We start from the raw sequence: 23,879 nt of genomic DNA, 5'->3' as shown, positions 1-23,879 counted from the left end.
GTTTGTTTTTGAGAGCTCACACAGAGTTTGACATATTCACTAACAAACTCTTTTTGCTATGTTGATCTTGAAAAAGTAAACTTATCTGATTGGTAAATAATTCATCAAACTCCCAATTTAAGGTATGTAGAGTTATGCAAAATACTTCCCCTTATTACTTACTCGTTTTTGTTTGTATGGGGCTCATGCTGCTAAATGGTATGAAAAAAGAGAAGCAGCTTATTCATTATCTGTTTGCAGTATTTTGCGGTTCGCTTTGCATGGTTGGGGTGCAAAAAATCAGTGCACCAACTATTGGTGTTTACAGTTATTTAATTGGCTTATTTACCTGCGCAACCTGTAATATGTCTTGGCTTATATCACGCACTTTGTTTCGTAAGCATAAGCCTATTGCTTCGGTACATATTGTCGTGGCAGTTGCTATTGCTGGTTTAATTATGTTTAACCAAACTTGGCATTATTTGGTGAGTATTGATGTGCAAGTTTTCCCTGATAGCCAATTCATGTGGCGTTTAAAGCAAGGTATGGCCGAAATAACGGTGTTGCTATCTTCGAGTATTTTGGTGCTCTCTTTTTGGGAAGCATTACGAGGCTATAAAGAGAAAACACAAACGCAAAAGTTGCAGGCAAATATTTTTGCTAGTTGCTACTTTTTAGCGGTATTTAATGCCAGCATACTGCCTAAATTTTTATTCAGTGAAAGCGAATTTCAACAATTTGAGCCGCTTATAATTGCCTCATCAGCATTGTTGATTGTACTTGCAATGCAGTTAGTGATGTTTTTGCAAAAACGTGCCCACAACACAGTGCCTGAAGCTATTGATAGTAAAGTGGTGAACTCTGAAAAGGTAATGAAAGCTACCCATCAGGCTGAACAATCTGAAAATAAAGAGGTAGAGCCTGAGCTTATTACTGGCATAGAAGCACTCATCAATAAGCAGGTTTATTTGCAAACTAATTTGAAAATTTCTGATTTTGCTCAAGCATTAGCAGTACCTGAGTATAAGATCAGCCGGGCTATTCGTTATCATTTTAAAGCCGCAAATTTTAATTTGTTTATTAATCAGTATCGAATACAGCATGCGCAAGGGCTGTTATTAAAAGATGAAGCAAGTCATTGGAGTATACTCAGTATTGCAATGGAAAGTGGCTTTTCTTCGCTTGCTACCTTTAACCGTGTGTTTAAAAGTATCGTTGGGGTTAACCCAAATGAGTTTCGTAAGCAAAACAACTCATTAGTAGAACAAAAAATCATAGAGCTTACTGACTAGAAATTACAGCTGCTTTTGCATTAAATGCTCTGCAATGACCTCAAACATGGTTTGCACTTCAATTGGCTTGGCTATATAGCCTTGCATTCCTGATTCTTTCGCTTTTGTAAGGTCGGCTTCCATAGTGTTGGCGGTCATGGCGATAATAGGGATATGGGCAAACTTTGATTGCTGTTTAATTTTATTCGCTGCGGTATAACCATCCATTTTTGGCATTTGGCAGTCCATCAAAATACAATCGAAAGATTCTTTTTCGACAGCTTCAATCGCTGCTATGCCATCTTCGGCAATATCAACCACAAAGCCATTTGAGCGTAGTATTTGCGATGCAACTTGTTGGTTAAGCGGGTTGTCTTCAACTAGCAGTATTCTTGAGCCCGCAAGCTTTTTAAAGCATGTGTTGTCGACTCTGGTCTCTTTTTTCGTAGCGATACCCATCACATGCTCGAGGGTTTTCAATAGGTTCCCTTTAATAATCGGCTTTAATAATATTTCTTCAACGGTTTTATCTAGCGTACTTAGCGTGTCTTTAACTTCTTGGTTTTCATAAGAAGCGAGGATAATGGTTTTTTTAATGTCGATAGAAAGCTGCTTTTTGAGGTTCTCTAGAATGTTATTTTGTTTGCAGTTTAATACGTGCCAGTCTAAAAAAATAAAGTCGTAGTTGTGACTAATATCAGCGTTAGAAAGCTTTTCATCCATGCAATCAATCGTCTGTACATTGATGTCTAATGCATTGAGCGTGGTATTTAAAATAGCTTCAGGTTGGTCGCTTTGCTCAATAATAAGAGCGCGTTTATGTTTGAAAATATCTGTGTCGTGGCAGCTTTGCATAACCGATAGCGAAAATAACACATCAAAACTGAAGCTACTCCCTTTGTCTAATTGGCTTTTAACCTCAATATGACCTCCCATAAGCTCGATAATTTTTTTACTGATAACAAGACCAAGACCTGTGCCACCAAATTTACGAGTTGTTGAAACATCGGCTTGTGAAAAAGGCTTAAACACACTATTAACTTGCTCTTCAGACATACCAATGCCTTGGTCAATGACCTGAAAATTAATACAAATAGAGGTATCGGTTTGTGATTTTTTTGTCAGTTTCAGCGTGACATCTTGCTGGTTTGAAAACTTAATGGCATTGCTCAGTAAATTTAATAAAACTTGATTAAGCCTAAGAGCGTCACCGATTAAAAACTCTGGAATGTCATCATCAATATCAAAAATGACTTCGATGTTATTTTTCTCAATTAAACTACTGGCTAAATTAGCGAGGTTCGCAAGAAAGTCATTTAAGTTAAAATCACTGTTTTCAAGTTCAAGCTTGTTGGCTTCTATTTTAGAAAAATCGAGAATGTCATTAATAATCCCAAGCAGTGATTTGGCCGAAAGCTGAATTTTTTCAACGTAATCATATTGTTTATCGGTTAATTCAGTATCAAGGGCGAGGTGTGCCATGCCCAAAATTGCATTCATAGGGGTGCGGATTTCATGGCTCATATTGGCTAAAAACATTGATTTAGCTTGATTGGCGGCATCGGCCAACTCTTTTGCTTTATTTAAATCTTGTGTGCGAAGAATAACTTCTTTTTCTAGATTTTCGGCCGCATGTTTTAGCGTCATATTGGCTTCATATAACTCTAAAGACTTCTGTTCTAACAGGGCTTCGGCTTGTTTTCGAGCCTGGCGCTCTCGTTCTATTCTACGTTTGTAGAGTTCTTCATCCACACTAATCTTCTTTTGTTAAAGTAAAGGTTGCCGACATATGATCAGCGCTTATATCCTTTTTAATCGTAATTTTTTCATTAAATTTTTCACATGCACCTTCAATTAATCCACCTGCTAAACAGGCGAAAGGGTTTCCAGAGCGATAGAACATTTGCATTTTGCGCTCACTAATACGTTTTGTTTCAAAGCTTGGTAACTCAGCATCGCTATAAAGCTTTTTAACTTCTACATGAACATGGCGGTCGATGGTATCTAAAAAGTCAAACGTAGTTGAAACACTGGTGAAAAAGTGAGGAAAAAGGATAAAAAAACGATTTAATAAATACTTACCATAGTGCGTGGCTAATTGTTCTGCAGGCGTATTGACGTGCTTACTTAACGAAGTAATAAGCATGATCATTTCAGCGTTGTCGTAATTACCAACACTGGTATAGGCCCCATTTGAAGCAAGTGAGTTTTCTTCAATGATTTTGTCTGCCACTTCATAAGAAAATTCATTTTCGACCATGTCTAAAAACTCGGTAAAGACGATACCTTTCATACAGTAGCCCTTCAAAATTTCATACTAAAAGTTTAGATATAAACAGGGATTTTACAATTTATCAGTCACCAACTTTAGTAGAGGTTCTGCCTTTATGAGACTGATTTATTAAAGCTTGGCAAGCAAACTGAGTAAACGTGGTTATACTTTTTAATACTAATGTACTTTTTATTCTGCTTGGTTTGGTATTTTATGGTGATTGGTGCGAGGCTCAAAAAACGCTTATTACTTGCTTTCACCGCGGCGTGCTTTGCTATTTTGTTGGCGCAAACAATTATTCGGCATTTTTGGATATTGCCAACTTTTGAAGCGATGACAAAACAAAATGATCGGATTGATATTCAGCGCGTGGAGTCACAACTTCAGCAAGAGGTTGATGCGCTGTCAAAAATGGTCTTTGACAGCGCTGCTTGGGATACCATGTATGAAGCTGCACAGCAACGTGATACCCAGTGGTTTAATAGTGACTATGTTATTGCAGACGCACTACAGCGGTTAGACGTAAATGGTTGGTATTTATATGATACACAGGCAAATATTATTGGCGGTGGCAGCTTTAATAGTGATTATCAGCCTTACTCACCAACGGTTTTAGAAAGCCCCAATTTGTTGATAAAAAACGACCTAATAATCTTATCTGGCGATATAGACAATAGCCAATCTGAGTTAACTCATAAAGTCCGGTTTATTACCATAGATAAAACGCCTGCCGTCACCGTCGCTTACAATGTAACGAAGTCCGATGGCACTGGTGAATTTGTGGCGACATTATTGCTTTGGAGCTTTATTGATGAAGACTTTGTCGAAAATCTAACACCAGGGTTAGCAAATGATATTAGCTTTTATGGCATTGATGAAGCACCTAAATATAGGGATCATCTAATTAGGGTGTTTGGTGAGAAAAGGAGAGCAGTCGAGACGACTCAACACAATCGACGGCTTTACTTAGGAGTCAATGATCAAGCAGGAGACTTACTATTTGTGCTATCTATCGCATCCCGTGAACGAACTTACGACCGAAGCTTGTTTGATAGCTCTTTAATTACCGGTTTATTGATATCTGGATCTGTGTTTATTTTGTTTTATTTATATATAAATCAACAGGTTTTAAGGCCACTCAGAAAGCTTTATACATTGGTGAATTCAGCAATCAGTAATAACGATTTTAGCGCTCGGGAAGAGTATTTTGGTAATAACGAATTGCACCAACTCGGGCGAGGTATGAATGAGTTATTTACTTTGATAGAAAATCAACGTGATGAAATACTAGAGCGCCACCAGAAGTTAAAACATATCAGTTACACCGATTCAATGACGATGCTTGCCAATCGTCGGGCATTAGATAAACATTTTGCGAAGCTTGCCAGCGATGCAGATTTAGCATCGCAACCTATCTCAATGATTGTCGCCGATATCGATCATTTTAAACTCTACAATGACTTTTATGGGCATGATCAAGGTGACAAAGCGCTCTGTGAGGTCGCCAATCTTCTTAAAGAAAACACCCAGCCAAGTAATCACTTTGTTGCTCGGTATGGCGGCGAAGAATTTGTTATTGTGCTCAGCAATACCGATAAGCATCAGGCACTCAAAGTGGCTGAAACGCTACGAAACGCCGTTGCATCAGCTCACATAACTCACCAAGGCCGTGCAGACTTAAGCTATGTTACCTTATCGATAGGTATTGCCAGTAAGGCTGCTAATGAGGCGTTTGATTCAGATAGCTTGTTTAAAATAGCAGATGACGCGCTTTATAAAGCGAAAAAGCAAGGTCGAAATTGCTGCGTTGTTGGGTAATTTTTAACATTTGTTTACATAAAATAAACATAAATAGGTGTTTTTAGGTACGTATAAATTAAACTATCTCTTTAATAATGTAATTTTATATTACAAATGTAATAAAGGAGATAGTCTTGAAGATTTTAAACCAAACTAAACTGTTAGCATTATGCCTACTAGCAGTTGCGTGTTTTGCTCAGAGTGCTGTTCATGCACAACAGTGTAGTGCTATGCCTGAATCTGGCACTGTATATTCCATTATTAATAGAGGCTCTGGCCTTGCACTTGATGTAAATACCAGTGATTCTAGCTCAGCCCCGAATATTATTAGCTACGAATACTGGGGTGGAAATAACCAAAAGTTTCAGCTTATTCAAGAAGCAGATGGCTATTGGATTATACGCTCTAAATTTAACAATAAAGTTATTGATGTGTTGAACTCATCGCAATCAAATGGTGCAAATATAATTGCTTATGATGATTGGCAAGGGGCTAATCAACGTTGGTTGTTAAAAGCATCTTCATCGGGCGGCTTTAATATCGTCAATAAGTTAACTGGTAAATCTTTGACAGTTGCAGGCTCAAATAATACTGCAAATGTTTATCAAAATGATGATGCTGGGATCAGTTCACAAAGATGGTTTATTAATCCAGTAAATGGCGACTGTGGGACTACCGGAACCACTCCCAGTGACTTAATAGGCTTTGCATCTCAAGCAGGTCAAGATGGATTGAGCACAACGACCGGTGGTGGTAATAACACTGCCATCACAGTATATAGCTGTGATGATTTAAGTACTGCATTAAGTTCTGGCTCTGCTGCGGTTATTCAAGTTCCTGATAACACAGTGATTGATTGTCGAACCGCCAATAGAACGGTACCAGCTTGTCCACTTGATTGTGGTCAATGGGGAGATTACGGTAAGACGTGGTACAGAATTCCCGTTGGTAATCAAAGTTGTAGTGAGTTGGGAAGCAGCTCAAACTCAACCGTGAATGTTACCCGAAATGATAGACGTATCATTGTGCAATCAAATAAAACGCTGCAAGGGTTGGGTAAAAACTCGAAAATAATCGGTGCCAGCCTCGTCATCAGTAAGCAACGAAATATTATTATTAAGAACATTATGCTTGAGGATATTAACCCTGCGCTTGTTGAAGCAGGTGATGCTATTTCAATAGATGATAGCAGTCATGTATGGGTTGATCACATGGCATTTAATAAAATAAGTGATGGATATATTGATGTCGACAATAGTCAAAACGTTACTTTAAGTTGGAACCGTTTTTATGGATATAACCCTCAAGTTTGCGCTAACCAGCATTGGTATACCCATTTATTTAGAAACTCTCAAATAACAGCGCATCACAATTTTTGGGATACAGCTGCAGGGCGAAACCCTAAAGTAGACGGCTATAACTCTCGTGTGCATATGTTTAATAATTACTGGAAGAACATTACTTATTTTTCAATTAGTGCGGGGAATGGCGCAGAGGTTTTAGTGGAAAATAATTACTTTGAAAATTCAGCGAAACCTCACTGGAATCAAGGCTCTGGTTATTTTAGTGCCTCAGGAAATGTTTACACTGGAAGTTCTGCAACTGATCAATATCGTGATAGCGGGGCAACAGTATTCGGTGATATTCAACTTTACCCATATCGATTAGATGATCCAAGTTCTTTGGGCAGTAAAGTGAATGGCGGAACAGGTCCACAATAAGTATCAATTGTGAATTGGAAAAAGCTCAGCTATTGCTTTATAGCTGAGCTTAACGCTTTAAATTGCAACCAAGCTCTGCTCAAGCATTGCTTTAATTTGCTTAACAATTTTCGCTTCTGTTTCTGGCTCAAATTGTTGAATACGTGGGGTGTGAATATGCCCCGTTGGGATGTCTGAATTAAGCTCATCACGCAGGCGAATACTACGGTACGAGATTTCATTAGATAAGTAGCCTCCGCCACCACCTTTTACTGCAATCGCACCTTCTAACTCTTTAAGTGATTTTGGCTCAAATGCTTTTTCAAGCGTAACGACTTTATGATTGTCGTTGATTGGGAATGGCCCTTTGGCTTGTTGCATTTGCTTAACTGGTAAGCTGAACGTTACAAACTCATTGCCCGGAAGAGGGCGGTCGTTAAGGCTCGAAATTTTCGGTGCAGTTGCTGTGCCGCCATACACAATATTGGCGTTATCGGGCGCCGTTACACTGCGGCGTTTACCCGGAAAGCGTTCAAGGTCAAAGTCTTTGCTGCCCATACTGATAGTGGCAATCATATCGACATTGTTAAGTGCATAATATGGCGCAAGTAATGATTCGATAATACCCTGGTCAAAGTCTTCGTAGCGCACTGGCACCATCACCGTATTGATCTCGGCGCTAATGCCATTGTAATTAATTACTTGGCCATCAAGTAATAATGCTGCAACACCGGATGGGTTACTTTGATTAATATTTCTATCTAATAAGAATGGATCAAAACCTGTAATTAAAATGCGTTTGTCGGTTTTTTTACTGTAATCAAGGTCGGTGCGGCCACGGCTGCCATTTTCGAGCATTGTTAATAACGCGGTTTGTTCGCTGTCGGTCATTGCAAACTGGGGTTTGCTGGTACGAATAATCTTGCTTGAAAGTAAACGAGCCCAATACAGCTCTCGGTCGTCGAAGCTGTTGGTTTTAATTATACGTGTTTTGGCATCGCGCCATAATTGTTTGGCGTAATCATCAATAAGGTCACTTGCTTGCTGATAACTAGCAGCAGCTTGCCACTGTTTTTCAAATTGGTTTACTTCATTAGAAAAAGCATTTAACACCTTTGGCATGGCTTTGCTGGCTTTTTCAATACGCAGTTCTTCAACGGTTAAATTGGCTGCAAATGCAGTAAATGACGAGGCGATTAAGCCGGTGGCAAGTAAAACTTTTTTCATGATTATCCTATTTAGTTACAGCTCGTTTAGTAGGCTTGCGTTAACTATCCTATGGATAAATGCCGAGCGCAAATAAAATCGCTCAACACAGAATTTGAAAAATAATGAATTAAAGGAGATAGCGCTTTTGATCAAAGCTATTTTTCAAAGGAAGGGCTTTTAATGTTCGATATTGAATAATTAATTATCGTTTTTCGGTAATTTTAGTTTGTTTTTTAACTTATCTAGTGCCATAGTAGTTTTTTTACTAGAAGGATCGTGAAAATGAAATTTGGTTCTATTGCAGTGGTTTCGCTGATTGTGCTGTTATTAACTGGTTGTACGACAATTAAAGTTGAGGAATCTCACTTTTTATATCCGGATAAAAAAATAACGATGCAGGAAATACAAAGTGTTAATGCCACCGCCAAAACGCAGGAGATAACTTTAAACACCGATGAGGGTACTAGACTTAAGGGTACCCTTATTAAAGTTGCAGATGCTCGTGCGACGGTAATTTACTTCGGTGGTAACCAGTTTCGCGTTAGTGCCGCAGGTGGGGAACCAGCCAAGCTACTTTTACCTTTTCAAGTTAATATTTTAATGATGGATCATCGTGGTTATGGGCTTAGTTCTGGAGTACCTAGCGTAGCTAATCTGCAAGCTGATGCATTACAGGTATTTGATTATGTAAAAGGCAGATCAGACCTAAATACTTTGCCTGTGGTGATCCATGGTCATTCTTTAGGAAGTATGATTGCAGGTTATCTTGCCAGTCAGCGTAACGTTGATGCTCTGGTACTCGAAGGGAGTGTGACAAATGTTGAACAGATGACAGCAGCACGAATTCCGTGGTTTGCTAAACCGTTTGTTAGTGTTGAGTTTAGTGAAGAGATTAAACAAGTCGATAATTTAAAAGCGTTACAAGTTTATCAAGCACCGCTATTAATAATCACCGGTGAAAAAGACACTCAAACTCCACCTGAGTTAGCTAAATCACTATATCAATATGCAAAATCTCAGCAAAAGCAGATTTACATTGCAAAAGGGAAGCACCATTCTAATGCGTTAACAGGTAAGCAGTTAGCGACTCATTATGAGCAACTTCTAAAACAAATAACACTGAGTAAATCGTCATGAAAAAAATTGTTTGGATGAGTTCGTTTATCCTAAGCCTGCTAATTTTTACGCTTATTAGCTTGTTAGTAACAAGCATTATTGTGCTTTTCAGTGACAGTAATGTTTTAAGTTTTACACAAAGTAATGGTGCGCATATGTGGATTGGTCTTGAAGTCAGCGGCTCCTGGCAAGGAGTAGCACAAACATTAAATGAGCATGGTTTTGATAGTGTTTTATGGCTTGGTCTTGTGCAATTGCTACCGTTTATTCTGATCAACATAATTTTGATTCGGTTATTTTTGCTTTACCGACGTGGATCCTTCTTCGCTATTGAAAATATACAATGTTTTAAATGGTTAGGTGGCGTATTATTGGCGCAATTTGCACTAGTTGTGTGCTACCCGTCACTACTTATAACTCTTCTTAACTTGGCAACAGGATCAGATATCGGAAGGGTCGTGGCTATACAAGATACTGATATTATAGGCTTAGTGATGGGATTAATTATTTATGTTATTGGTTGGATCATGGGTCAAGCGCAGCAGCTACAAAAAGAGCAAGAGTTAGTGATTTAATGGCGATTATTATTGATTTAGATGTAGTGTTAGCTAAGCGAAAAATGAAGTCTGCAGAATTAGCTGAAGCGATAGGTATTACGCCACAAAACTTATCAGTTCTTAGAGCTGGACGAGCTAAAGCTGTGCGCTTTACGACCTTAGATGCAATTTGTAAGCACTTAGGCTGTCAGCCTGGTGATATTCTGCGTTTTGAGGACGACTAACAAAAAATAAGCTTTGTTTGTTTAGTTTGAGAGTCTTTCAATAACTTGCGGTATTTTGCTGGGGTGATGTGCATTATTGCTTTAAATTCTTTGATTAAATGAGGCTGATCGGTAAAGCCACATTCAAGTGCAATATCTGCAAAGCTCATTTCAGGGTTATCTTTAATTGCTTGTTTAGCAAGTTTTACTCGGTAGATACGCTCAAAATACTTAGGGGTAACGCCGCATTGATCCTTAACTTGTCTTTCGAGCTGTCGTTGACTGAGTGGGGCAAGTTGGTAAGCAGTTTCGAGTGGCGTTAACTCTATAAGGTTACGGATTAGGTGTTTTGAGTGCCTGTTGCTGTGGTTAATGTTTTTATTATCAGTAAAGTGGTGGCTAATAAGTGCAACAAACGCGGCTAAGCTGGCATCATTTTGCAGATCTTCGGCAATTTCACATAGTGACTGCTCTGCAAGGAGTGGGTGAGCATTACGCTTTAGTTCAGACAATACGGTTGGGTTAAAACGAATACCACAAAACTGCGCATCGTGTGAAAATGTGACTTTAGATGCTTGAGTCGATGTTTCTTGCACTGCATAAGGGGCAGCAAGCGGCTTGTCATCAAGTAAAACTTCACCAGCAACAGGAAACACAAGCCCTGTGGCACCATCGCAGGCAAGCCATTGCTCTCCTTGAGAGTGCGCTGTGGCATACCAAATAGCTTGTATGCTATCGGCAAGATTGCCCTTTGGGGTCATTAATTCGAGCGTTAAATGGTTACTCATTAAACTTCACTGCCTCTATCGATAGCGAAAGTATCATCAATTGAATAGCGTTGTGTCAATTTTTAGTCCAAAAGTAAGCTAGATTAGGGGCTGTTATTCGCACCCTGTTTTTAATCCTGCTATGCTACGCCCATTAGCAATCACTGAGTATTTGAGATGATTAACGATAACGATGTAATTGAAACATTAGACGAGTTAGAAACATTTTTACGCCTAGTTGAAACTGGCGGTTTAGGGCTAGAGAATGTAACCGGTGTTGCTCTTGCAACCAATAATAGTGATGGCCGCCCATTTATTGCGGTACTTGATGATAAACATCAACTTTTACTTGGCCGTTACGTGACAACTGAAGTGTATGAAAACGGTAAAGATATGGTACGTTACGGCACTAAAAAGTCGCATTAATCATCACTGTTTACCAATAAAAATGGGGCGAAGACGCCCCATTTTTATTGGTAGTCGGCAAGCTCTCTGTGAATGCTCATTACCAGTTCATTAGGAATGCATAATTGGTTAGCGAGCGTGTCTAAGTAGTGTTTAGAGATTGCTTGGTTTAAATCAATTGCGCTGGCACTGGCTGCATATACTTCAATGCCCATTTGTGCGTTAGGCACAGCGGCAACTAACTCTGATAGTTGCATTGGTTTTCTTAGCTCATCGAACAGCATGGCCTTTTCTTGCACAGACAATTGCATTGTTTCTACTTGTGCGAAGATTTTTTGTCTTTCCGTTTCATCAATGTGGCCATCAGCATAGGCGGCTGCAATCATAGCGCGCATCAGTAATAATTGCCCATCATTATGGTTATCGTCGATTGCATCAGTAAATGACTGCTCAGACAGCGTGGCGGGGGTAATATCAAAACCACGAGAACTAGTTTGCTGAACTGGAGCCGCTTTTTGTTCTGAGTATTGTTTATAGGCTTTCCAAGCAAGGCCACCGACAGCAGCAAGCGCACCATATTTTACGGCTTTTTTACTGCTCTTTTTACTTTTTCCGCCCATTAAGCTCGTTAGTCCGCCGCCAGCAACGCCTCCTAAAAAACCACTCAGCGCACCTGATTTATTTAAATTACCCACTAACTTTTGTATGTCTTTCATTGTTCTCTCCTTGCAGTTATGTGCCCAGACTAGGTGATTTAAAATGAAAAGGAAACGAGATAAATGTTACAAAACACATCAGGTAACAATTCTCTGCTTTAGGTACTTATCTTTAGCTTGCTTAAAATACACTCAGTACTATAAGTTAGGGTTTCTGTTTGATTAATAATAAGGAAAAACTCATGGCAGATAATTACACTCCACCTGAAGCAAGCCTTGAAATGGCATCTGAAAATAACTCAGGGCAGGGGAAGGTAGACGATTTACCCGAGGGCATTAAAGGCTTTAGTTGGGGCGCTTTCTTGCTAAGTTGGATTTGGGCAATTGGCAACAGCACTTGGATTGGCTTATTGGCCTTAGTGCCTTATGTTGGTTTTATTGTGTCGATTTATCTGGGCTTTAAAGGCCGAGAAATGGCATGGCAAAATAAACGTTGGGATAGTGTTGAGCATTTTCAACGAGTACAAAAACAATGGTCATTTTGGGGCGTGTTGATCATTGGTGGCATATTTTTATTGGGTATTGTAGCGGCGATAGCTATCCCTGCTTACCAAGCCAATGTCTAACTTATAAATAGAGCGAAAAGCCAGTATTTACTGGCTTTTTTTATGCCTGAAATGGTCAAAATATGGGTTTAATTACTTACTGAGTTATTATGTTTTTCATTCTTTATTTTATGATAATCGTAAAATAAAGTTTGACAATCATAAATCCGCTGTGTACTTTTTAGACTATGAAAATACGAATCAACCTAGATATAGAATTGGCAAAGAACAAAATGCAGCTGAAAGAGCTATCTCAGCGCATTGATATTTCTATGACCAATTTATCATTACTAAAAAACGGAAAAGTGAAAGCGATCCGCTTTAGTACCCTTGAAGCTATTTGTGAAGAGCTTAATTGCCAACCCGGCGATATTTTGGTGTACGAACGCGATAGCGATTAACTTTACAACGCAACAGGATTTTGGAGGGCATATGCTCAACCGTGATTATTTACTACCCGGCATAGCAGCGGGGTTACTTGCCATAATTTTTCCTATGTACTGGATTTCAGTATTTGGCGAAACACTTGATGGCTTAGGCGAGGCGCTTAAGCTTGATTTACAAAGCTTAAACTTTTCAGACCTTGTGTTCGTGCTCATCGGTGCACTTGAAATTTACGTGTACCTGAGTTTACGCAAGGCACTAAAAGATATGTTTGATGTTGAAGGTGTACGCATACTGTTATGTGTGTTGGCGGTGTTGGTATTAGCTTTTCATGCCACTGTGTTATGCGATGTTTATCTTGCTGTTGCAGGTGATAAAGCATCGAATGATGTAGTAGAAAGTATTTCAATTATTGCCATGGTGGTCTCGGCTGGGAGTTTAGGCTTGTATGCGTTAGTGGGTTTGATCACAGCCGCATTATTACTAACAAAGCGCCATGGAATGTCATCGTTGCTAACGGTGTTTTCTATCCTATTGTTGCTAATGTGCATCTTACAGCTAACGGTGATTTTTGCTTATTTGAATGTGTTTTTATTCCCAGCAGCATTATTAATTTTAATGGTGTTCTTTATCAAAAAACCTGAGCAAATCGAAGTGATTTAACAGCGCTTTGTAACACAAGGAATAGGGTATGAGCTGGTTTAAAACGATTCTGTTAACGCTATTTTTGTCATTTGTTTGGGCTGCTACCTGTGTATATGGTGGTGTCAGTGGTTGGTTTTTAAAACCCATTGCCGAAACGGGCAACACTGAGCAATTTATTGCTAATAGTCAGGCGCTGATTGCCAACAATCAAGCAAACATCGCTTATGTTTTGATTGAAAATGGCCAAGTGGTTTTTCAAGATTACTCAAAAAGCAAAGATGAAATAACTGCAAATACTTTGTTCCCAGTGGCATCGCTCAGTAAATTTATTACCGCCTATGGTGTGATGAGTCTGGCAGAGCAGCAGCAAGTCCTTTTAGATCACGCTATTAATGAGCAACTGACGGGTTGGCAGTTACCTGAATCAGAGTTTGATAATCAAACCGTTAGCCTTGCACATCTGTTATCGCATACTGCGGGGCTTGGTGATGGCTTAGGCTTTGCTGATATTCCTCTAAATGAAACCGTACCAAGCTTGCTTGAGTCGCTCAACAAGCCGCTATCATCAACGGGTGTGCGTGAAATAAAAGTCACCAAGCCTGTGGGCGATTTTAAGTATTCTGGGGGCGGCTATTTAATGCTGGAGCTGCTGGTAGAAGAAAAAACGAATCAACGCTTTGCAACTTGGATGGCTGATAACGTCTTTAAGCCAGTCAATATGACTGATGCCAGTTACGATGTACTCACTGAGTTAGACAACATCGCACCTGCTTATGATAAAAGCGGGCAAGCTGCTGGGCATTTTCAATACGCATCGGCAGCAGCAACAGGCTTACTGGCAAGTAGCCATGACTTAATCGCTTTAGTGCAAGCATTAACATCACCTCAAACAGGGCAGTTAAGCCTGCAAATGATCAGCTCCATGCGAGCGCCTTTGGCAATTAGCTTAGGCGCACCAATTTGGGGGCTAGGTACCATGCTTTATGCACCAACAGCATCGGGAGATTTTGTCTTTGGTCATGATGGCGCGAATGAGCCAGCAATAAATAGCACGCTTCGCATCAACCCAGATAACAATGATGCAATCATCGTACTTAGCAGCGGTGGTGAACATATTGCATCAAAACTCGGTTATGAATGGACGCTTTGGCAAACCGGTTACCCCGACTTTTTAGCGTTTGATATTGCCCTGCAAAGCGCTTTTGTACCTTGCTTAATAGGCCTTGGTATCATCTTGATAGGTATGCTTTTGGTGCGCTTCAAAAAAGCGAAATAAGCAATTGATGTTAGGTTTTAATTATTTTCTGCTTTACCTTTTAATTCGTTGCATTGTCATTGTTCATTAACGTGAACAGCTATAGTATTTGTTTTAAATTGATTTATCAGGGTAGGGCAAATGTTACGATTTTTTTCTATAGACCAAGGTGTGATCACAGAAACTGAGCCAGCTGCTGATACGCCTCTTGCAACAGCCATAAAAAATGCCCACTGGATTGATACCATAAATCCGACTGAAGAAGAACGACAAGCGCTGGCAAGCACGCTTAATATCACCTTACCTGGTGCTGATGATGTTGAAGAAATCGAAGCCTCTTCCCGTTGTTTTATTGACCATGAAGGTTTGCATGTGCATGCGCTTTTCATGTCACCAAATGAAGGGCGCTTTAATACGGTAACCGTGGCTTGTTTGCTACAAGACAACTGCTTGCTGACAATCCGCGATGATGAACTAGCTGATTTTCGTCTATTACGACTGCGTGCTCGTAAAGGGCAAGTAGCGTGTGATAATCCGAAGCAACTTTTGGTGACTTTATTTGACCAAAAAGTCGAAAACCACGCTGATATGCTTGAAGACATGCATCACCAGTTAGAAAAACTCAGTGCCTATGTACTTGAAGAGGATGACTCAGACTTAGAAGAAGCTGTTAGTCGAATTTCGCGCCTTGAAGATAATAACGGTAAAGTGCGTTTATGTTTGATGGATACGCGCCGGAATATCTCGTTTTTACTGCGCCACCTAGGAGCGCCGACAGAAGACCGCGAGTCACTTCGTGAAATTGTACTCGATATTGATACCCTTATGTCTCACTGTACATTTTTGTTTGATAAGGTGAATTTCTTAATGGACTCGACTCAGGGTTTTATTAACATCGAACAAAACCAAATTATCAAAACCTTCTCTATTGCCTCTGTGGTGTTTTTACCGCCGACCGTTGTCGCCAGTATCTATGGGATGAATTTTAACAGCATGCCTGAACTGCAATGGGCATGGGGTTACCCGTTTGCAATTGGCATTATGTTGCTGTCTGGCTTTGCACCTTACTTGTTCTTTAAACATAAAGGTTGGTTGTAACAAAGCATAAAAAAGCCCAGCAAATGCTGGGCAAGGGGTCTTCGGATAGACCTAGGGGGTTTAACCTTTAAATGGGGTTTAACCTTTCAATTCGCCGGTAGACGATTCGATATGTGCACGAACAAACCATTGGAATTGTTCTAAGTCAGCCAGTTGGCCGGTGATCATATCTTCAGAAACTGGGTCTAGCTCACCAAGCTTATCGATAGCTGCACGGTGGTCTTTATTGACTCCGTTATACACTTTATCAAGTGCTGTTAGATGGTCAGTAACTAAGCCTTTACCAATTGAATAATCTTGCCAAGTACGGCGTTCTACAATTGATTGTGGTGTGCCAACAGGTACGCCGCCCATAGTTGCAATACGCTCTGCGATCGTGTCAGTCATCTCTTGCACTGCGCTTACTTGCGGGTCTAACATTTCGTGTACACCAATAAAATTAGGGCCAACAACATTCCAATGAATGTGTTTTAAAGTGAGGTGTAAATCGATTAAAGCGACCATGCGTTGGTCTAGAATAGCAATCGTGTCAGCTGCAGCTTGGTCTTTAACACCGGGTGCTGTAAATTCTGCGATTTTTGATGATGAATTACTCATTACTCCTCCGAGATTATCTGTAAATTTCCTTTCGCTTTTAATCTAAAAAGCATGTGTAATTACATAGAAGCAAGCGTTGTGCCTAATTATTTTTAAATTATAAGATTATGAATTTAAAGGGTTAATTTCATTTGGGTCTTGAGTGAGGGTGATACTAGCTAAGAAGAAGTATGAAAACTCTGCACACCTTCTGTAAAAAATTCAGTGTGCAGATACTAATTTACGACTTAAGAAAGTAAAGCCGCCGCTAAACGAACAAAATCAGATGAGGTTAGAATGCCCACTAGGTTGTTATCTTTATCAACCACAGGCATGCAGCCATGACGGTTTTCAACAAAAAACTTAGCAACTTCGTGTAGCGGTTGCTCTGGCGAGATACTGGTAAAATCGGTAGCCATAATATCAACCACTTTAGTTTGCTTTTCCTTGCGTTCGAGGGCGCTGGCACTGTAATTCGCCATGATATTCATTACCTGAGCAATCATGATTTTTTGCGTTAACATGCCAACCAAACCACCATGCTCATTGATCACTGGAATATGGCGGACATTTTTCTCTTTCATTAGATTATGCGCGTCATGCAGGGTATTTTGCGCGCTAATGGCGAATGGGTCTGGCGTCATCAAATCACTAACTAGGTGTGTCATGGCTACATCCTTACAATTAATCAAGTTGTGGTAAGTCTAGCGCTTATCGAGTTAATTGCACTTTAGTGAGATCAAAGTTTTAGTGATTAACGGTGCAAGTACCTGCATTATTTTGCTGACAATAATGAAAGTCTAAATAATAGTGAGACTTAGCTGGTCGTTCACCTTTAGTGAGGTATTGATACATCAATTCTGCAGAAAGTCGGCCCATTTCAAATGGGTTTTGACCAATATTGGCCGATGATAATCCTTGTTGTAATACTTCTAATTGCATTTGCTCAGTATCGGCAGAAACGATCACCACCTCTTGATTAGCAATACGTTGCTTATGTTTAGCAATCACGTTTGCATAATTAGGGTTAAATTGGGCAAAGCCCGCTACCGCTAAAAATAGTGGTGGATTTTCAAGGTTAAGAAGTTTGTCGAGTTGACCGAGGGAGACCTCTCGCTTGCCTAAGCTATATAAAGGGCATCTATCAAACTCACTCCAGCCATTTTCACCACTTAAACGTTTATCTTTTTGCCCAGATAACGCATAGCGAACACCTTCAATGCGCTTGTTTAAATTAGGTGTTGTTGAGTGCCCTGATTGAATACACACCTGGTTATTTTCTTTGCTGGTGAATTTTTTTAATTCGTTCCCCAAGGCCACACCATAGTCAAAATTGTTGGTACCTACATAAGCTAAACGGTACTGCTGATCTTCTTCGAGCAGATCAGAGTCAAAAGTGATCACAGGAATATTGTTATCTTTAAGCTGTTTAAGGGCTCTTTCAACAAGGTAATTGGAATCTGTGGTTGCGATTAATAAACCACTAATGTTGTTTCTGCGAACAAGGTCGGTGATCACTAAGACTTGTGTGCGAATATCTTGAAAGTCTTTGGGGCCATCGTAAATACATTCAAAATCGAGATGCTGTTTTGCAAATTGCTCACACCCTTTAAAGGCTTGCTGATAAAAACTATCGTTTTTGGTTTTACCCACAACAGCCACCACATATTTAGCCTGAATTGGCAGGGCAAAAAGCCAAAAACTGGCACACAAAAGTACCCAGTTCAATTTAAAATTTAATAATACTTTTAAGGACATAGCACTACATATTGCAAGTTAAGCACGAGCTAATTATAGTGACAGAGTTGGAATTTACAAGATTGATAGAAAGGTATTTGTTTTAGTGGCGTCTCTAGTTATTTACTCCTTGTTTAGGCTGTTTGTTTCTATGCGATTACGACCATTATTTTTCGCTGCATAAACGGCTTTGTCTGCGCGGTTTACTAAGCTTTCAAAGCTGTCATTTGGTTGCCAATTGGTTAAACCAAAGCTAGCAGTAACCGATATACGATGTTCTCGATAAGCTATTTGACTGGTTTCAAATGTTTTACGTAGGCCCTCTAAAAATTGCTTAGCCGAGCTGATGTCGGTAGCAAAGAACAACAGTAAAAATTCTTCACCGCCGAGCCTGCAACATAAGTCTTCTTTTTTCAAATGGTGTTTCATTAGATCAGAGAACACTTCGAGGACTAGGTCACCGCCATCATGCCCGTAACTATCATTAATACGTTTGAAGTAATCAATATCAACTACGCAGGCGAATAAGCTAGATGTTTGACTTGGGCTGAATAGTTGCTGTTGTTCAATAATGAATTGCAGCCCGCGGCGATTGTAGAGCCCGGTAAGCGGGTCTTTTAGAGACAATTCCAAATAACGCTTTTTTTCATCCACCAACAGGGTGGTGATGAGACCGAGGCCAGTCATAACAAACACGGTTGCATGGGCAATGACGGTCAATGAATACAAGGTCGCTAAGTTATGTTCATGGGTAATAATACTTAGCTGTGAAATGGGCACTAATAGTAAAATGCATTGCGCCATTGACAACACAGTGTTGCCAATATTCTTTTCACATACAGCGCGTTTAGTGGTGAAGTAAATAAGTGCGGGTAATACGCTTAATGTAAAACAGGCTTCGACAAGGGCAAGTTGATTTATATTTTGAGTGAGGAGGGCAAATACAGAAAAAATAGCACCATGCGCAATAATTATCTTATTAAATCGGCTGGGTTCGTCGTGGTTATAAATGGATAATTGTAGCAACGTCATGGAAATCATATAAATCACCACGCCAGAGCGAAAACTTGGCGTAAGGTCTAATAAGTCTTGGATCCACAGCCATGCAAAGCCAATTACACCAAGGTAAAAAAACAGGTTAAATAAGTAAATCGAGCGGTTATTAAAACTACTGCGCATCAGGCGCGTGGCTATAATGGAGCAGGTTACTACCGTAATGAGTAAGAAGACAAAAAAGCCGTGGTAAAAGTAATTCTCTACGTTACTAGCCATGAGTCGCACTGAAAAGCTCTAGGTAAATAAAGCTTAGCACAGGAAAAATTACTCACCTTTAAATCCTACCTATGATTCAAAAATGCTTTAATCGTTAGTTCATTTATTGATAGCTAAGCTTTAAATTTTTAAAGAAGCTACTGCAATGAAAACATGTTTATTTTTAGCCTTATTATTTTGCTCTGGGTCGGTTTTGGCTAATAGCGTCTGTGGTGGAACGACTGCCAATGGCTATGTACGCAATGCAGTAAAACTACCCAGCAAGGGTGATAACTTTACCAGCTACAGCAAAGTGGCTGAGCTGGCAGGGCGTACGTATGTTCATTCGCAGGTAAAAAACATTATTGTTGATGCCTACCAAGCGCTCCAGAAATCCCATCCAGATAAACGATACAAATACGCTGAAACGGGCTTAGAAAATGGCGGGAAATTTAGCCCGCATAAAACTCATCAAAATGGTTTGTCGGTTGATTTTATGACACCTGTTATTAACGAAAAGGGGCTATCAGTTCATTTGCCTACACATGTGTTTAATCGTTTTGGCTACGATATTGAATTTGATAAACAAGGTCAGTTTGAACAGTTTAAGATTGATTATACCGCTTTAGCAGCCCATATTGTTGAGCTGCATAAATCGGCAACAGCCAAAGGTTACGATATTTGGCGAATGATCTTTGACCCAACCCTGCAAACTGGGCTTTATAAAACTAAGTATGCTGACTATTTACAAGAGCATATTCAGTTTTCTACTAAGCCATCCTGGGTGCGACATGATGAGCATTACCATGTTGATTTTTTAGTACCGTGTGAAAAATAGTCTTCAATTCATTACGGTTAGAATTGTTTATTAGATTATACGGTTTTAGTGAACAAGCAGCTGAAAGCTGATAAAGTACGTTGCGCAAAACATGGATGTTTCAACTTGTGCCACTTTTAAGTAAGTCCCTCACGTTTTCTTTAAGAAAAATAGAATCATGCCTCTGTTTGTATTTAATATGCTTAAAGCCTCACTATGCACATAGCTTAAGCATTTTAATTTAGAATTTACTATTAAATATAGAATTTAAAAATATGAAAAAATTAATACAAATCTTTGCTATTTTATTCTTTGTATCAACTTTAGCTGCTTGTATGACAACTTATAACCCTGTTCCTCAAGGGTATCAGGGCGAAACTGCAACTATAGATGACACCTTCAGAACCATGGCAACTAGTACAGGACGGTTCTTTTACTTGAGTAAAGTGAATGGCAAAGATGTCAATAACGCTATTAGGGCAACAAACCAAGCTACTTATGGACAAGGTATGGTTCTGTCACCTGTTGGGTTTAGTCGAAAAGTACCAGCAGAGGAAATGACACTAACACTAGTAGCGCAGGTCCATCATGCCGCACCTATTAACTATATGTTTAACTCAGGAACGAATTACATTGTTACAGGTGATGTATCTTTTATTCCAGAAGCAGGGCAAAGCTATCTAGTAAAGGGGTATTTGAGTAGCGACTTTTCTTCTGTGTGGCTTGTGAATAGCGCTGGTGAGCAAGTATCTGATGCTGTGGTTTTAAAAGGTGATCCTGATAATAATGCAGCTGTAATCGCCAAATTAGTTAAGGGCAAAGTTGTACTTCCCGAGCCGCCAAAAACGCAAGCGACTATTAAAAAGCAGGTTGCTATCACAACAGAGTCATTTGATAACCCATTGTTTTTTCTTGAGCAGGGACTGAGTGCGGAAGCTATTATTAAGAAGTTAGGTGAGCCTGATCATATTCGTTATGTTGAAAAAGGCTTTTTTAATAACCAGCCTGAAATGCAGATATTTCATTTTACAGATCTTGGCAGTGTTCAAATGGTTAAGTCACCTGCAGATGGGCAGTTTTATTCAAAGTTAACTTATAATGTTAATAGCCAAGAACATTATCAGTTTGTTGATGTAGTGAATCAAGCTGATGGTACCGAAACTCAAATCCTTGGTAAGAAATTTTATAATATCGGTGTTTACAAAGAGCAATACCTAGACGCATTAGCGAATAAGCTATGGCAAAATAAATATACTGTCGATGGGCGTATGCTAGATGGTGTCGCGTACTATTGTAAAATTATTGCCAATGCACAATCGATGCGTTACCAAGCTATGCTAAAAAACCTTGTTGCAGATAAAGATGTTCCTTCAAAGTTACGTCGTCATTGTAAAGCGGCCAAAAAAGACATAGACAAATTAAAGCTCGCAACTGTTGAGCAGTTTGAATTTATGTAGTTTAGTTCCAAGCCAATTCACTTAATCAAGTGAATTGGTATTTAAATCTTAATAATCATTTAAAACAAACTAAACATCACTGAAGCAATTAATAGTATTGCCATTAGGTAGTTAAATGCTTTTAAGCGCTTTGGGCTGGCAAGCCAGTGTTGCAGCTTTTCGCCAAGTAAAGTCCACGAGCTGACACACGGCAGGTTAATTAAACCAAATACGAGGCTTACGATTAACACTGAGGTGAGGTTTTTGTCTGGGGCATACAAACTAACCGCGCTTAATGCCATTGCCCAGGCTTTTGGGTTCACCCATTGAAATAGTGCAGCCTGAATAAAAGTAAACGGCTTACTTTCACTACTGGCTTTTTGTTGTGCGTTACTTGTGGCAATTTTAAACGCCAGATATAGCAAGTAAGCAATGCAAAATACTTTTAATATCAAATAGCTTGGAGGGAATAAGTCAAATAGCTGCATGATGCCAAGGCCCACCAAAACCAGCATCAACATAAAGCCAAGCGTCACGCCAAGTAAGTGTGGTGTGGTTCTTTTAAAGCCAAAGTTAGCACCTGAGCTCATCAACATTAAGTTATTTGGTCCAGGGGTAATTGATGACACCAAAGCAAATAATGCCAAGGCTGTTAAAATTTCAAAACTCATCGCTATCTCTCCATTTGAATTAAGATGCAATTATAAGTTGTAATGCGCGCAATTTTTGCGCTTAATGTTGTTGTGTATGTTTAAGGTTCACAATCAAAAATGAAAAAAGATAAAATTAACGACAGAATATTGCATGAGCTTAAACGCAATGGCCGAATTGCCAATGCCGAGCTGGCAGATAAAGTGGGTTTATCGCCATCGGCATGCCTTCGTAGAGTGCAAGAGCTAGAAAAGCTTGGGGTTATTGCAGGGTATCGGGCGGTTATTAATAATCAGGCTGTTGGCTTAGGATTTATCGCTTATGTTGGGGTTGGTTTAAATGAGCACTCAACAGTATCTCAGCGAGCATTCGAACACGCTCTTGAGTTTATTGATGAAGTAAAAGAGTGCCACAATGTAACTGGCTCGTTCGAATATTTGCTGAGGGTTGAGACGGCGGATCTCAAGTCCTACAAAGCGTTTCATGCAGATGTACTCGGCTCAATTCCACAGGTACGAACCATTACCACTCACGTGGTGATGGAATCACCGAAGGATGAACGCGCTTAACAATAGAGTTTGTACCTTTTTTGTTATTAATTTATTGCGAGCTATAAGGCCTTAGTCTAGAATCTTCGCGTTAAAATAATAATATATAAGGGAATTACGTGAAAACGTTTAAGCCTTTTTTGGCGTTTATAGCTTTAGGTTTATTAGCTGGCTGTCAATCGACAACCGAAACAGGTGTATCGATGGCACGCTTTGAGAGCCCAGAGATCAACAGTGACCCCTTTCATTTTCGTGCAACCGTTGGTACAGATACAAGCAAGATCATTGCGAAAGATACCAGCGAGAGTACATCAACGAGTACTGCGATAACGACTTCGATGAGTATGACCTTAGGTTATTCGACGGAGCTTACCGTAGGGGCTGGTATTGGTGGCGATCATGATTATGAAAAATACGCTATTAAGCATCAGTTTTATGGTAGCCCTTTAGAATCGGCCGTCGAGAAAAACTTCTCTATGGCTGTCAGCCTTGGCTATATTCGCAGTGAAGATGCGGGGTATGGTCCACTATTAGCGGGTAATTATGATGACGATACCTATGATTGGGATTTATCGCACGATACTTATGATATTGCACTCATTTCAGGATACCGCTTAAGCTCAAAAGCCTTATTATACGGCAGTATTTTTTATCAAAAAGGCACTATCGATGTTGATTATACCCAAATGTATTACCGTACAGAGGAAGGTGATGTATTTTTATCGGGTGCATGCAGTGATACGCCAGAGCAGTGCCTTGATTTTAGTGCTGATTACGATGGTCATAATGCAGGTGTCAGCATTGCACTTGAATATGCATTTACGCATTGGTTCGCTATTACAGGTGAAGCTGTTTATAAATCGATGAACTGGTTTGATCGCAGTGAAAGCGAGACAGCGGCAAATGTAAACTTTGAATTTAGGTTTTAGGCTCTAGGTTCG

Annotated in this window: 26 protein-coding genes; 16 read left to right on the top strand and 10 right to left on the bottom strand. The window is 39.7% G+C overall.

Features of this window, described 5'->3' with window-relative positions:
* The first annotated feature begins 134 nt into the window (after positions 1 to 134).
* Entirely contained in the window at positions 135 to 1,271 is a 1,137-nt protein-coding gene (locus AN213_RS09535) for a helix-turn-helix transcriptional regulator (protein ID WP_236702903.1), read from the top strand.
* 3 nt (positions 1,272 to 1,274) lie between these two features.
* On the opposite strand, the gene AN213_RS09530 is transcribed toward AN213_RS09535, so the two are convergent.
* Complete coding sequence (locus tag AN213_RS09530) at positions 1,275 to 3,002, bottom strand: response regulator (protein WP_055198423.1); 1,728 nt, start codon at positions 3,000 to 3,002, stop codon at positions 1,275 to 1,277.
* Between the two features lies 1 nt (position 3,003).
* A complete protein-coding gene (locus AN213_RS09525; RefSeq protein ID WP_054560727.1) occupies positions 3,004 to 3,543 on the bottom strand; it encodes a heme NO-binding domain-containing protein in 540 nt (179 codons plus the stop codon).
* A 192-nt stretch (positions 3,544 to 3,735) separates the two neighbouring features.
* Here AN213_RS09525 and AN213_RS09520 point away from each other — a divergent pair, with 192 nt between their 5' ends.
* A complete protein-coding gene (locus AN213_RS09520) occupies positions 3,736 to 5,340 on the top strand; it encodes a diguanylate cyclase (RefSeq protein WP_054560726.1) in 1,605 nt (534 codons plus the stop codon).
* Between the two features lie 116 nt (positions 5,341 to 5,456).
* Complete coding sequence (locus AN213_RS09515; RefSeq protein WP_055198421.1) at positions 5,457 to 7,043, top strand: RICIN domain-containing protein; 1,587 nt, start codon at positions 5,457 to 5,459, stop codon at positions 7,041 to 7,043.
* Positions 7,044 to 7,100: 57 nt separating this feature from the next.
* Here the strand turns inward: AN213_RS09515 and AN213_RS09510 are convergent, their stop codons facing one another.
* Positions 7,101 to 8,249, bottom strand: a complete 1,149-nt coding sequence (locus AN213_RS09510; protein WP_054560724.1) for a hypothetical protein — start codon at positions 8,247 to 8,249, stop codon at positions 7,101 to 7,103.
* A gap of 264 nt (positions 8,250 to 8,513) precedes the next feature.
* Here AN213_RS09510 and AN213_RS09505 point away from each other — a divergent pair, with 264 nt between their 5' ends.
* From AN213_RS09505 to AN213_RS09495, 3 genes are read left to right on the top strand one after another with little or no spacing between them, the layout of a single operon-like run.
* Positions 8,514 to 9,368, top strand: coding sequence for an alpha/beta hydrolase (locus AN213_RS09505; RefSeq protein WP_235575450.1), 855 nt, complete (start codon positions 8,514 to 8,516; stop codon positions 9,366 to 9,368).
* Positions 9,365 to 9,922 carry a DUF2975 domain-containing protein gene (locus AN213_RS09500; protein WP_055198419.1) on the top strand — a complete coding sequence of 186 codons (558 nt, stop codon included), beginning with the start codon at positions 9,365 to 9,367 and terminating at the stop codon, positions 9,920 to 9,922. Before AN213_RS09505 ends, AN213_RS09500 begins: the two co-directional genes overlap by 4 nt.
* Positions 9,922 to 10,128, top strand: coding sequence for a helix-turn-helix transcriptional regulator (locus tag AN213_RS09495; protein WP_054560721.1), 207 nt, complete (start codon positions 9,922 to 9,924; stop codon positions 10,126 to 10,128). Before AN213_RS09500 ends, AN213_RS09495 begins: the two co-directional genes overlap by 1 nt.
* Here AN213_RS09495 and AN213_RS09490 read toward each other — a convergent pair.
* Positions 10,125 to 10,895 carry an AraC family transcriptional regulator gene (locus AN213_RS09490; protein WP_055198417.1) on the bottom strand — a complete coding sequence of 257 codons (771 nt, stop codon included), beginning with the start codon at positions 10,893 to 10,895 and terminating at the stop codon, positions 10,125 to 10,127. The two genes, AN213_RS09495 and AN213_RS09490, sit on opposite strands and share 4 nt — an antisense overlap.
* Positions 10,896 to 11,051: 156 nt before the next feature.
* On the opposite strand from AN213_RS09490, the gene AN213_RS09485 reads away from it, so the two are divergent.
* Positions 11,052 to 11,300 (top strand): hypothetical protein, encoded by a 249-nt coding sequence (locus AN213_RS09485; protein ID WP_055198415.1) that lies wholly within the window; start codon positions 11,052 to 11,054, stop codon positions 11,298 to 11,300.
* Positions 11,301 to 11,344: 44 nt separating this feature from the next.
* Here AN213_RS09485 and AN213_RS09480 read toward each other — a convergent pair whose 3' ends face one another.
* Entirely contained in the window at positions 11,345 to 11,995 is a 651-nt protein-coding gene (locus tag AN213_RS09480; protein WP_055198413.1) for a tellurite resistance TerB family protein, read from the bottom strand.
* A gap of 182 nt (positions 11,996 to 12,177) precedes the next feature.
* Between AN213_RS09480 and AN213_RS09475 the strand changes: the two genes are divergently transcribed.
* From AN213_RS09475 to corA, 5 genes are all read left to right on the top strand, one after another.
* Positions 12,178 to 12,561: a hypothetical protein gene (locus AN213_RS09475; protein ID WP_054560717.1), complete on the top strand. Its 384-nt coding sequence runs from the start codon at positions 12,178 to 12,180 to the stop codon at positions 12,559 to 12,561.
* A gap of 167 nt (positions 12,562 to 12,728) precedes the next feature.
* On the top strand, positions 12,729 to 12,941 hold the full coding sequence (locus AN213_RS09470; protein WP_055198410.1) for a helix-turn-helix transcriptional regulator: 213 nt from the start codon (positions 12,729 to 12,731) through the stop codon (positions 12,939 to 12,941).
* A 31-nt stretch (positions 12,942 to 12,972) separates the two neighbouring features.
* On the top strand, positions 12,973 to 13,587 hold the full coding sequence (locus AN213_RS09465; RefSeq protein WP_054560715.1) for a hypothetical protein: 615 nt from the start codon (positions 12,973 to 12,975) through the stop codon (positions 13,585 to 13,587).
* Between the two features lie 28 nt (positions 13,588 to 13,615).
* Entirely contained in the window at positions 13,616 to 14,845 is a 1,230-nt protein-coding gene (locus AN213_RS09460) for a serine hydrolase (protein WP_055198408.1), read from the top strand.
* A gap of 120 nt (positions 14,846 to 14,965) precedes the next feature.
* The gene (gene corA, locus AN213_RS09455) at positions 14,966 to 15,922 is read left to right on the top strand and encodes a magnesium/cobalt transporter CorA (RefSeq protein WP_054560713.1); all 957 of its coding nucleotides are present in this window, start codon (positions 14,966 to 14,968) and stop codon (positions 15,920 to 15,922) included.
* 78 nt (positions 15,923 to 16,000) lie between these two features.
* On the opposite strand, the gene dps is transcribed toward corA, so the two are convergent.
* From dps to AN213_RS09435, 4 genes are all read right to left on the bottom strand, one after another.
* Complete coding sequence (gene dps / locus AN213_RS09450) at positions 16,001 to 16,519, bottom strand: DNA starvation/stationary phase protection protein Dps (RefSeq protein WP_054551887.1); 519 nt, start codon at positions 16,517 to 16,519, stop codon at positions 16,001 to 16,003.
* 227 nt (positions 16,520 to 16,746) lie between these two features.
* Positions 16,747 to 17,166, bottom strand: a complete 420-nt coding sequence (locus AN213_RS09445) for an HPP family protein (RefSeq protein ID WP_054551886.1) — start codon at positions 17,164 to 17,166, stop codon at positions 16,747 to 16,749.
* A gap of 79 nt (positions 17,167 to 17,245) precedes the next feature.
* Positions 17,246 to 18,256 (bottom strand): substrate-binding domain-containing protein, encoded by a 1,011-nt coding sequence (locus tag AN213_RS09440; RefSeq protein ID WP_055198406.1) that lies wholly within the window; start codon positions 18,254 to 18,256, stop codon positions 17,246 to 17,248.
* Positions 18,257 to 18,358: 102 nt separating this feature from the next.
* The gene (locus tag AN213_RS09435) at positions 18,359 to 19,507 is read right to left on the bottom strand and encodes a GGDEF domain-containing protein (RefSeq protein ID WP_095209728.1); all 1,149 of its coding nucleotides are present in this window, start codon (positions 19,505 to 19,507) and stop codon (positions 18,359 to 18,361) included.
* A gap of 145 nt (positions 19,508 to 19,652) precedes the next feature.
* Here AN213_RS09435 and AN213_RS09430 point away from each other — a divergent pair, with 145 nt between their 5' ends.
* Both AN213_RS09430 and AN213_RS09425 read left to right on the top strand, forming a co-directional pair.
* Positions 19,653 to 20,324, top strand: a complete 672-nt coding sequence (locus AN213_RS09430; RefSeq protein WP_055198402.1) for a penicillin-insensitive murein endopeptidase — start codon at positions 19,653 to 19,655, stop codon at positions 20,322 to 20,324.
* A 254-nt stretch (positions 20,325 to 20,578) separates the two neighbouring features.
* The gene (locus AN213_RS09425; RefSeq protein ID WP_055198400.1) at positions 20,579 to 21,760 is read left to right on the top strand and encodes a hypothetical protein; all 1,182 of its coding nucleotides are present in this window, start codon (positions 20,579 to 20,581) and stop codon (positions 21,758 to 21,760) included.
* A gap of 59 nt (positions 21,761 to 21,819) precedes the next feature.
* Here the strand turns inward: AN213_RS09425 and AN213_RS09420 are convergent, their stop codons facing one another.
* The gene (locus AN213_RS09420; protein WP_055198399.1) at positions 21,820 to 22,410 is read right to left on the bottom strand and encodes a LysE family translocator; all 591 of its coding nucleotides are present in this window, start codon (positions 22,408 to 22,410) and stop codon (positions 21,820 to 21,822) included.
* Between the two features lie 99 nt (positions 22,411 to 22,509).
* On the opposite strand from AN213_RS09420, the gene AN213_RS09415 reads away from it, so the two are divergent.
* Entirely contained in the window at positions 22,510 to 22,959 is a 450-nt protein-coding gene (locus tag AN213_RS09415; protein WP_054551870.1) for an Lrp/AsnC family transcriptional regulator, read from the top strand.
* Between the two features lie 98 nt (positions 22,960 to 23,057).
* A complete protein-coding gene (locus tag AN213_RS09410) occupies positions 23,058 to 23,867 on the top strand; it encodes a hypothetical protein (protein ID WP_055198397.1) in 810 nt (269 codons plus the stop codon).
* Positions 23,868 to 23,879: the final 12 nt, after the last annotated feature.

It is taken from the genome of Pseudoalteromonas sp. P1-8 (genome assembly GCF_001399985.1).
Lineage (GTDB): Bacteria > Pseudomonadota > Gammaproteobacteria > Enterobacterales > Alteromonadaceae > Pseudoalteromonas.
This window is presented reverse-complemented; position numbering and strand designations above follow the sequence as displayed.

Excerpts from the sequence above, each read along its gene's own strand:
- AN213_RS09535 (WP_236702903.1), top strand. The coding sequence starts at position 135 with ATGCAAAATACTTCCCCTTATTACTTACTCGTTTTTGTTTGTATGGGG.
- AN213_RS09525 (WP_054560727.1), bottom strand. The coding sequence starts at position 3,543 with ATGAAAGGTATCGTCTTTACCGAGTTTTTAGACATGGTCGAAAATGAA.
- AN213_RS09520 (WP_054560726.1), top strand. The coding sequence starts at position 3,736 with ATGGTGATTGGTGCGAGGCTCAAAAAACGCTTATTACTTGCTTTCACC.
- AN213_RS09510 (WP_054560724.1), bottom strand. The coding sequence starts at position 8,249 with ATGAAAAAAGTTTTACTTGCCACCGGCTTAATCGCCTCGTCATTTACT.
- AN213_RS09505 (WP_235575450.1), top strand. The coding sequence starts at position 8,514 with ATGAAATTTGGTTCTATTGCAGTGGTTTCGCTGATTGTGCTGTTATTA.
- AN213_RS09500 (WP_055198419.1), top strand. The coding sequence starts at position 9,365 with ATGAAAAAAATTGTTTGGATGAGTTCGTTTATCCTAAGCCTGCTAATT.
- AN213_RS09495 (WP_054560721.1), top strand. The coding sequence starts at position 9,922 with ATGGCGATTATTATTGATTTAGATGTAGTGTTAGCTAAGCGAAAAATG.
- AN213_RS09490 (WP_055198417.1), bottom strand. The coding sequence starts at position 10,895 with ATGAGTAACCATTTAACGCTCGAATTAATGACCCCAAAGGGCAATCTT.
- AN213_RS09485 (WP_055198415.1), top strand. The coding sequence starts at position 11,052 with ATGATTAACGATAACGATGTAATTGAAACATTAGACGAGTTAGAAACA.
- AN213_RS09480 (WP_055198413.1), bottom strand. The coding sequence starts at position 11,995 with ATGAAAGACATACAAAAGTTAGTGGGTAATTTAAATAAATCAGGTGCG.
- AN213_RS09475 (WP_054560717.1), top strand. The coding sequence starts at position 12,178 with ATGGCAGATAATTACACTCCACCTGAAGCAAGCCTTGAAATGGCATCT.
- AN213_RS09470 (WP_055198410.1), top strand. The coding sequence starts at position 12,729 with ATGAAAATACGAATCAACCTAGATATAGAATTGGCAAAGAACAAAATG.
- AN213_RS09465 (WP_054560715.1), top strand. The coding sequence starts at position 12,973 with ATGCTCAACCGTGATTATTTACTACCCGGCATAGCAGCGGGGTTACTT.
- AN213_RS09460 (WP_055198408.1), top strand. The coding sequence starts at position 13,616 with ATGAGCTGGTTTAAAACGATTCTGTTAACGCTATTTTTGTCATTTGTT.
- corA (WP_054560713.1), top strand. The coding sequence starts at position 14,966 with ATGTTACGATTTTTTTCTATAGACCAAGGTGTGATCACAGAAACTGAG.
- dps (WP_054551887.1), bottom strand. The coding sequence starts at position 16,519 with ATGAGTAATTCATCATCAAAAATCGCAGAATTTACAGCACCCGGTGTT.
- AN213_RS09445 (WP_054551886.1), bottom strand. The coding sequence starts at position 17,166 with ATGACACACCTAGTTAGTGATTTGATGACGCCAGACCCATTCGCCATT.
- AN213_RS09440 (WP_055198406.1), bottom strand. The coding sequence starts at position 18,256 with ATGTCCTTAAAAGTATTATTAAATTTTAAATTGAACTGGGTACTTTTG.
- AN213_RS09435 (WP_095209728.1), bottom strand. The coding sequence starts at position 19,507 with ATGGCTAGTAACGTAGAGAATTACTTTTACCACGGCTTTTTTGTCTTC.
- AN213_RS09430 (WP_055198402.1), top strand. The coding sequence starts at position 19,653 with ATGAAAACATGTTTATTTTTAGCCTTATTATTTTGCTCTGGGTCGGTT.
- AN213_RS09425 (WP_055198400.1), top strand. The coding sequence starts at position 20,579 with ATGAAAAAATTAATACAAATCTTTGCTATTTTATTCTTTGTATCAACT.
- AN213_RS09420 (WP_055198399.1), bottom strand. The coding sequence starts at position 22,410 with ATGAGTTTTGAAATTTTAACAGCCTTGGCATTATTTGCTTTGGTGTCA.
- AN213_RS09415 (WP_054551870.1), top strand. The coding sequence starts at position 22,510 with ATGAAAAAAGATAAAATTAACGACAGAATATTGCATGAGCTTAAACGC.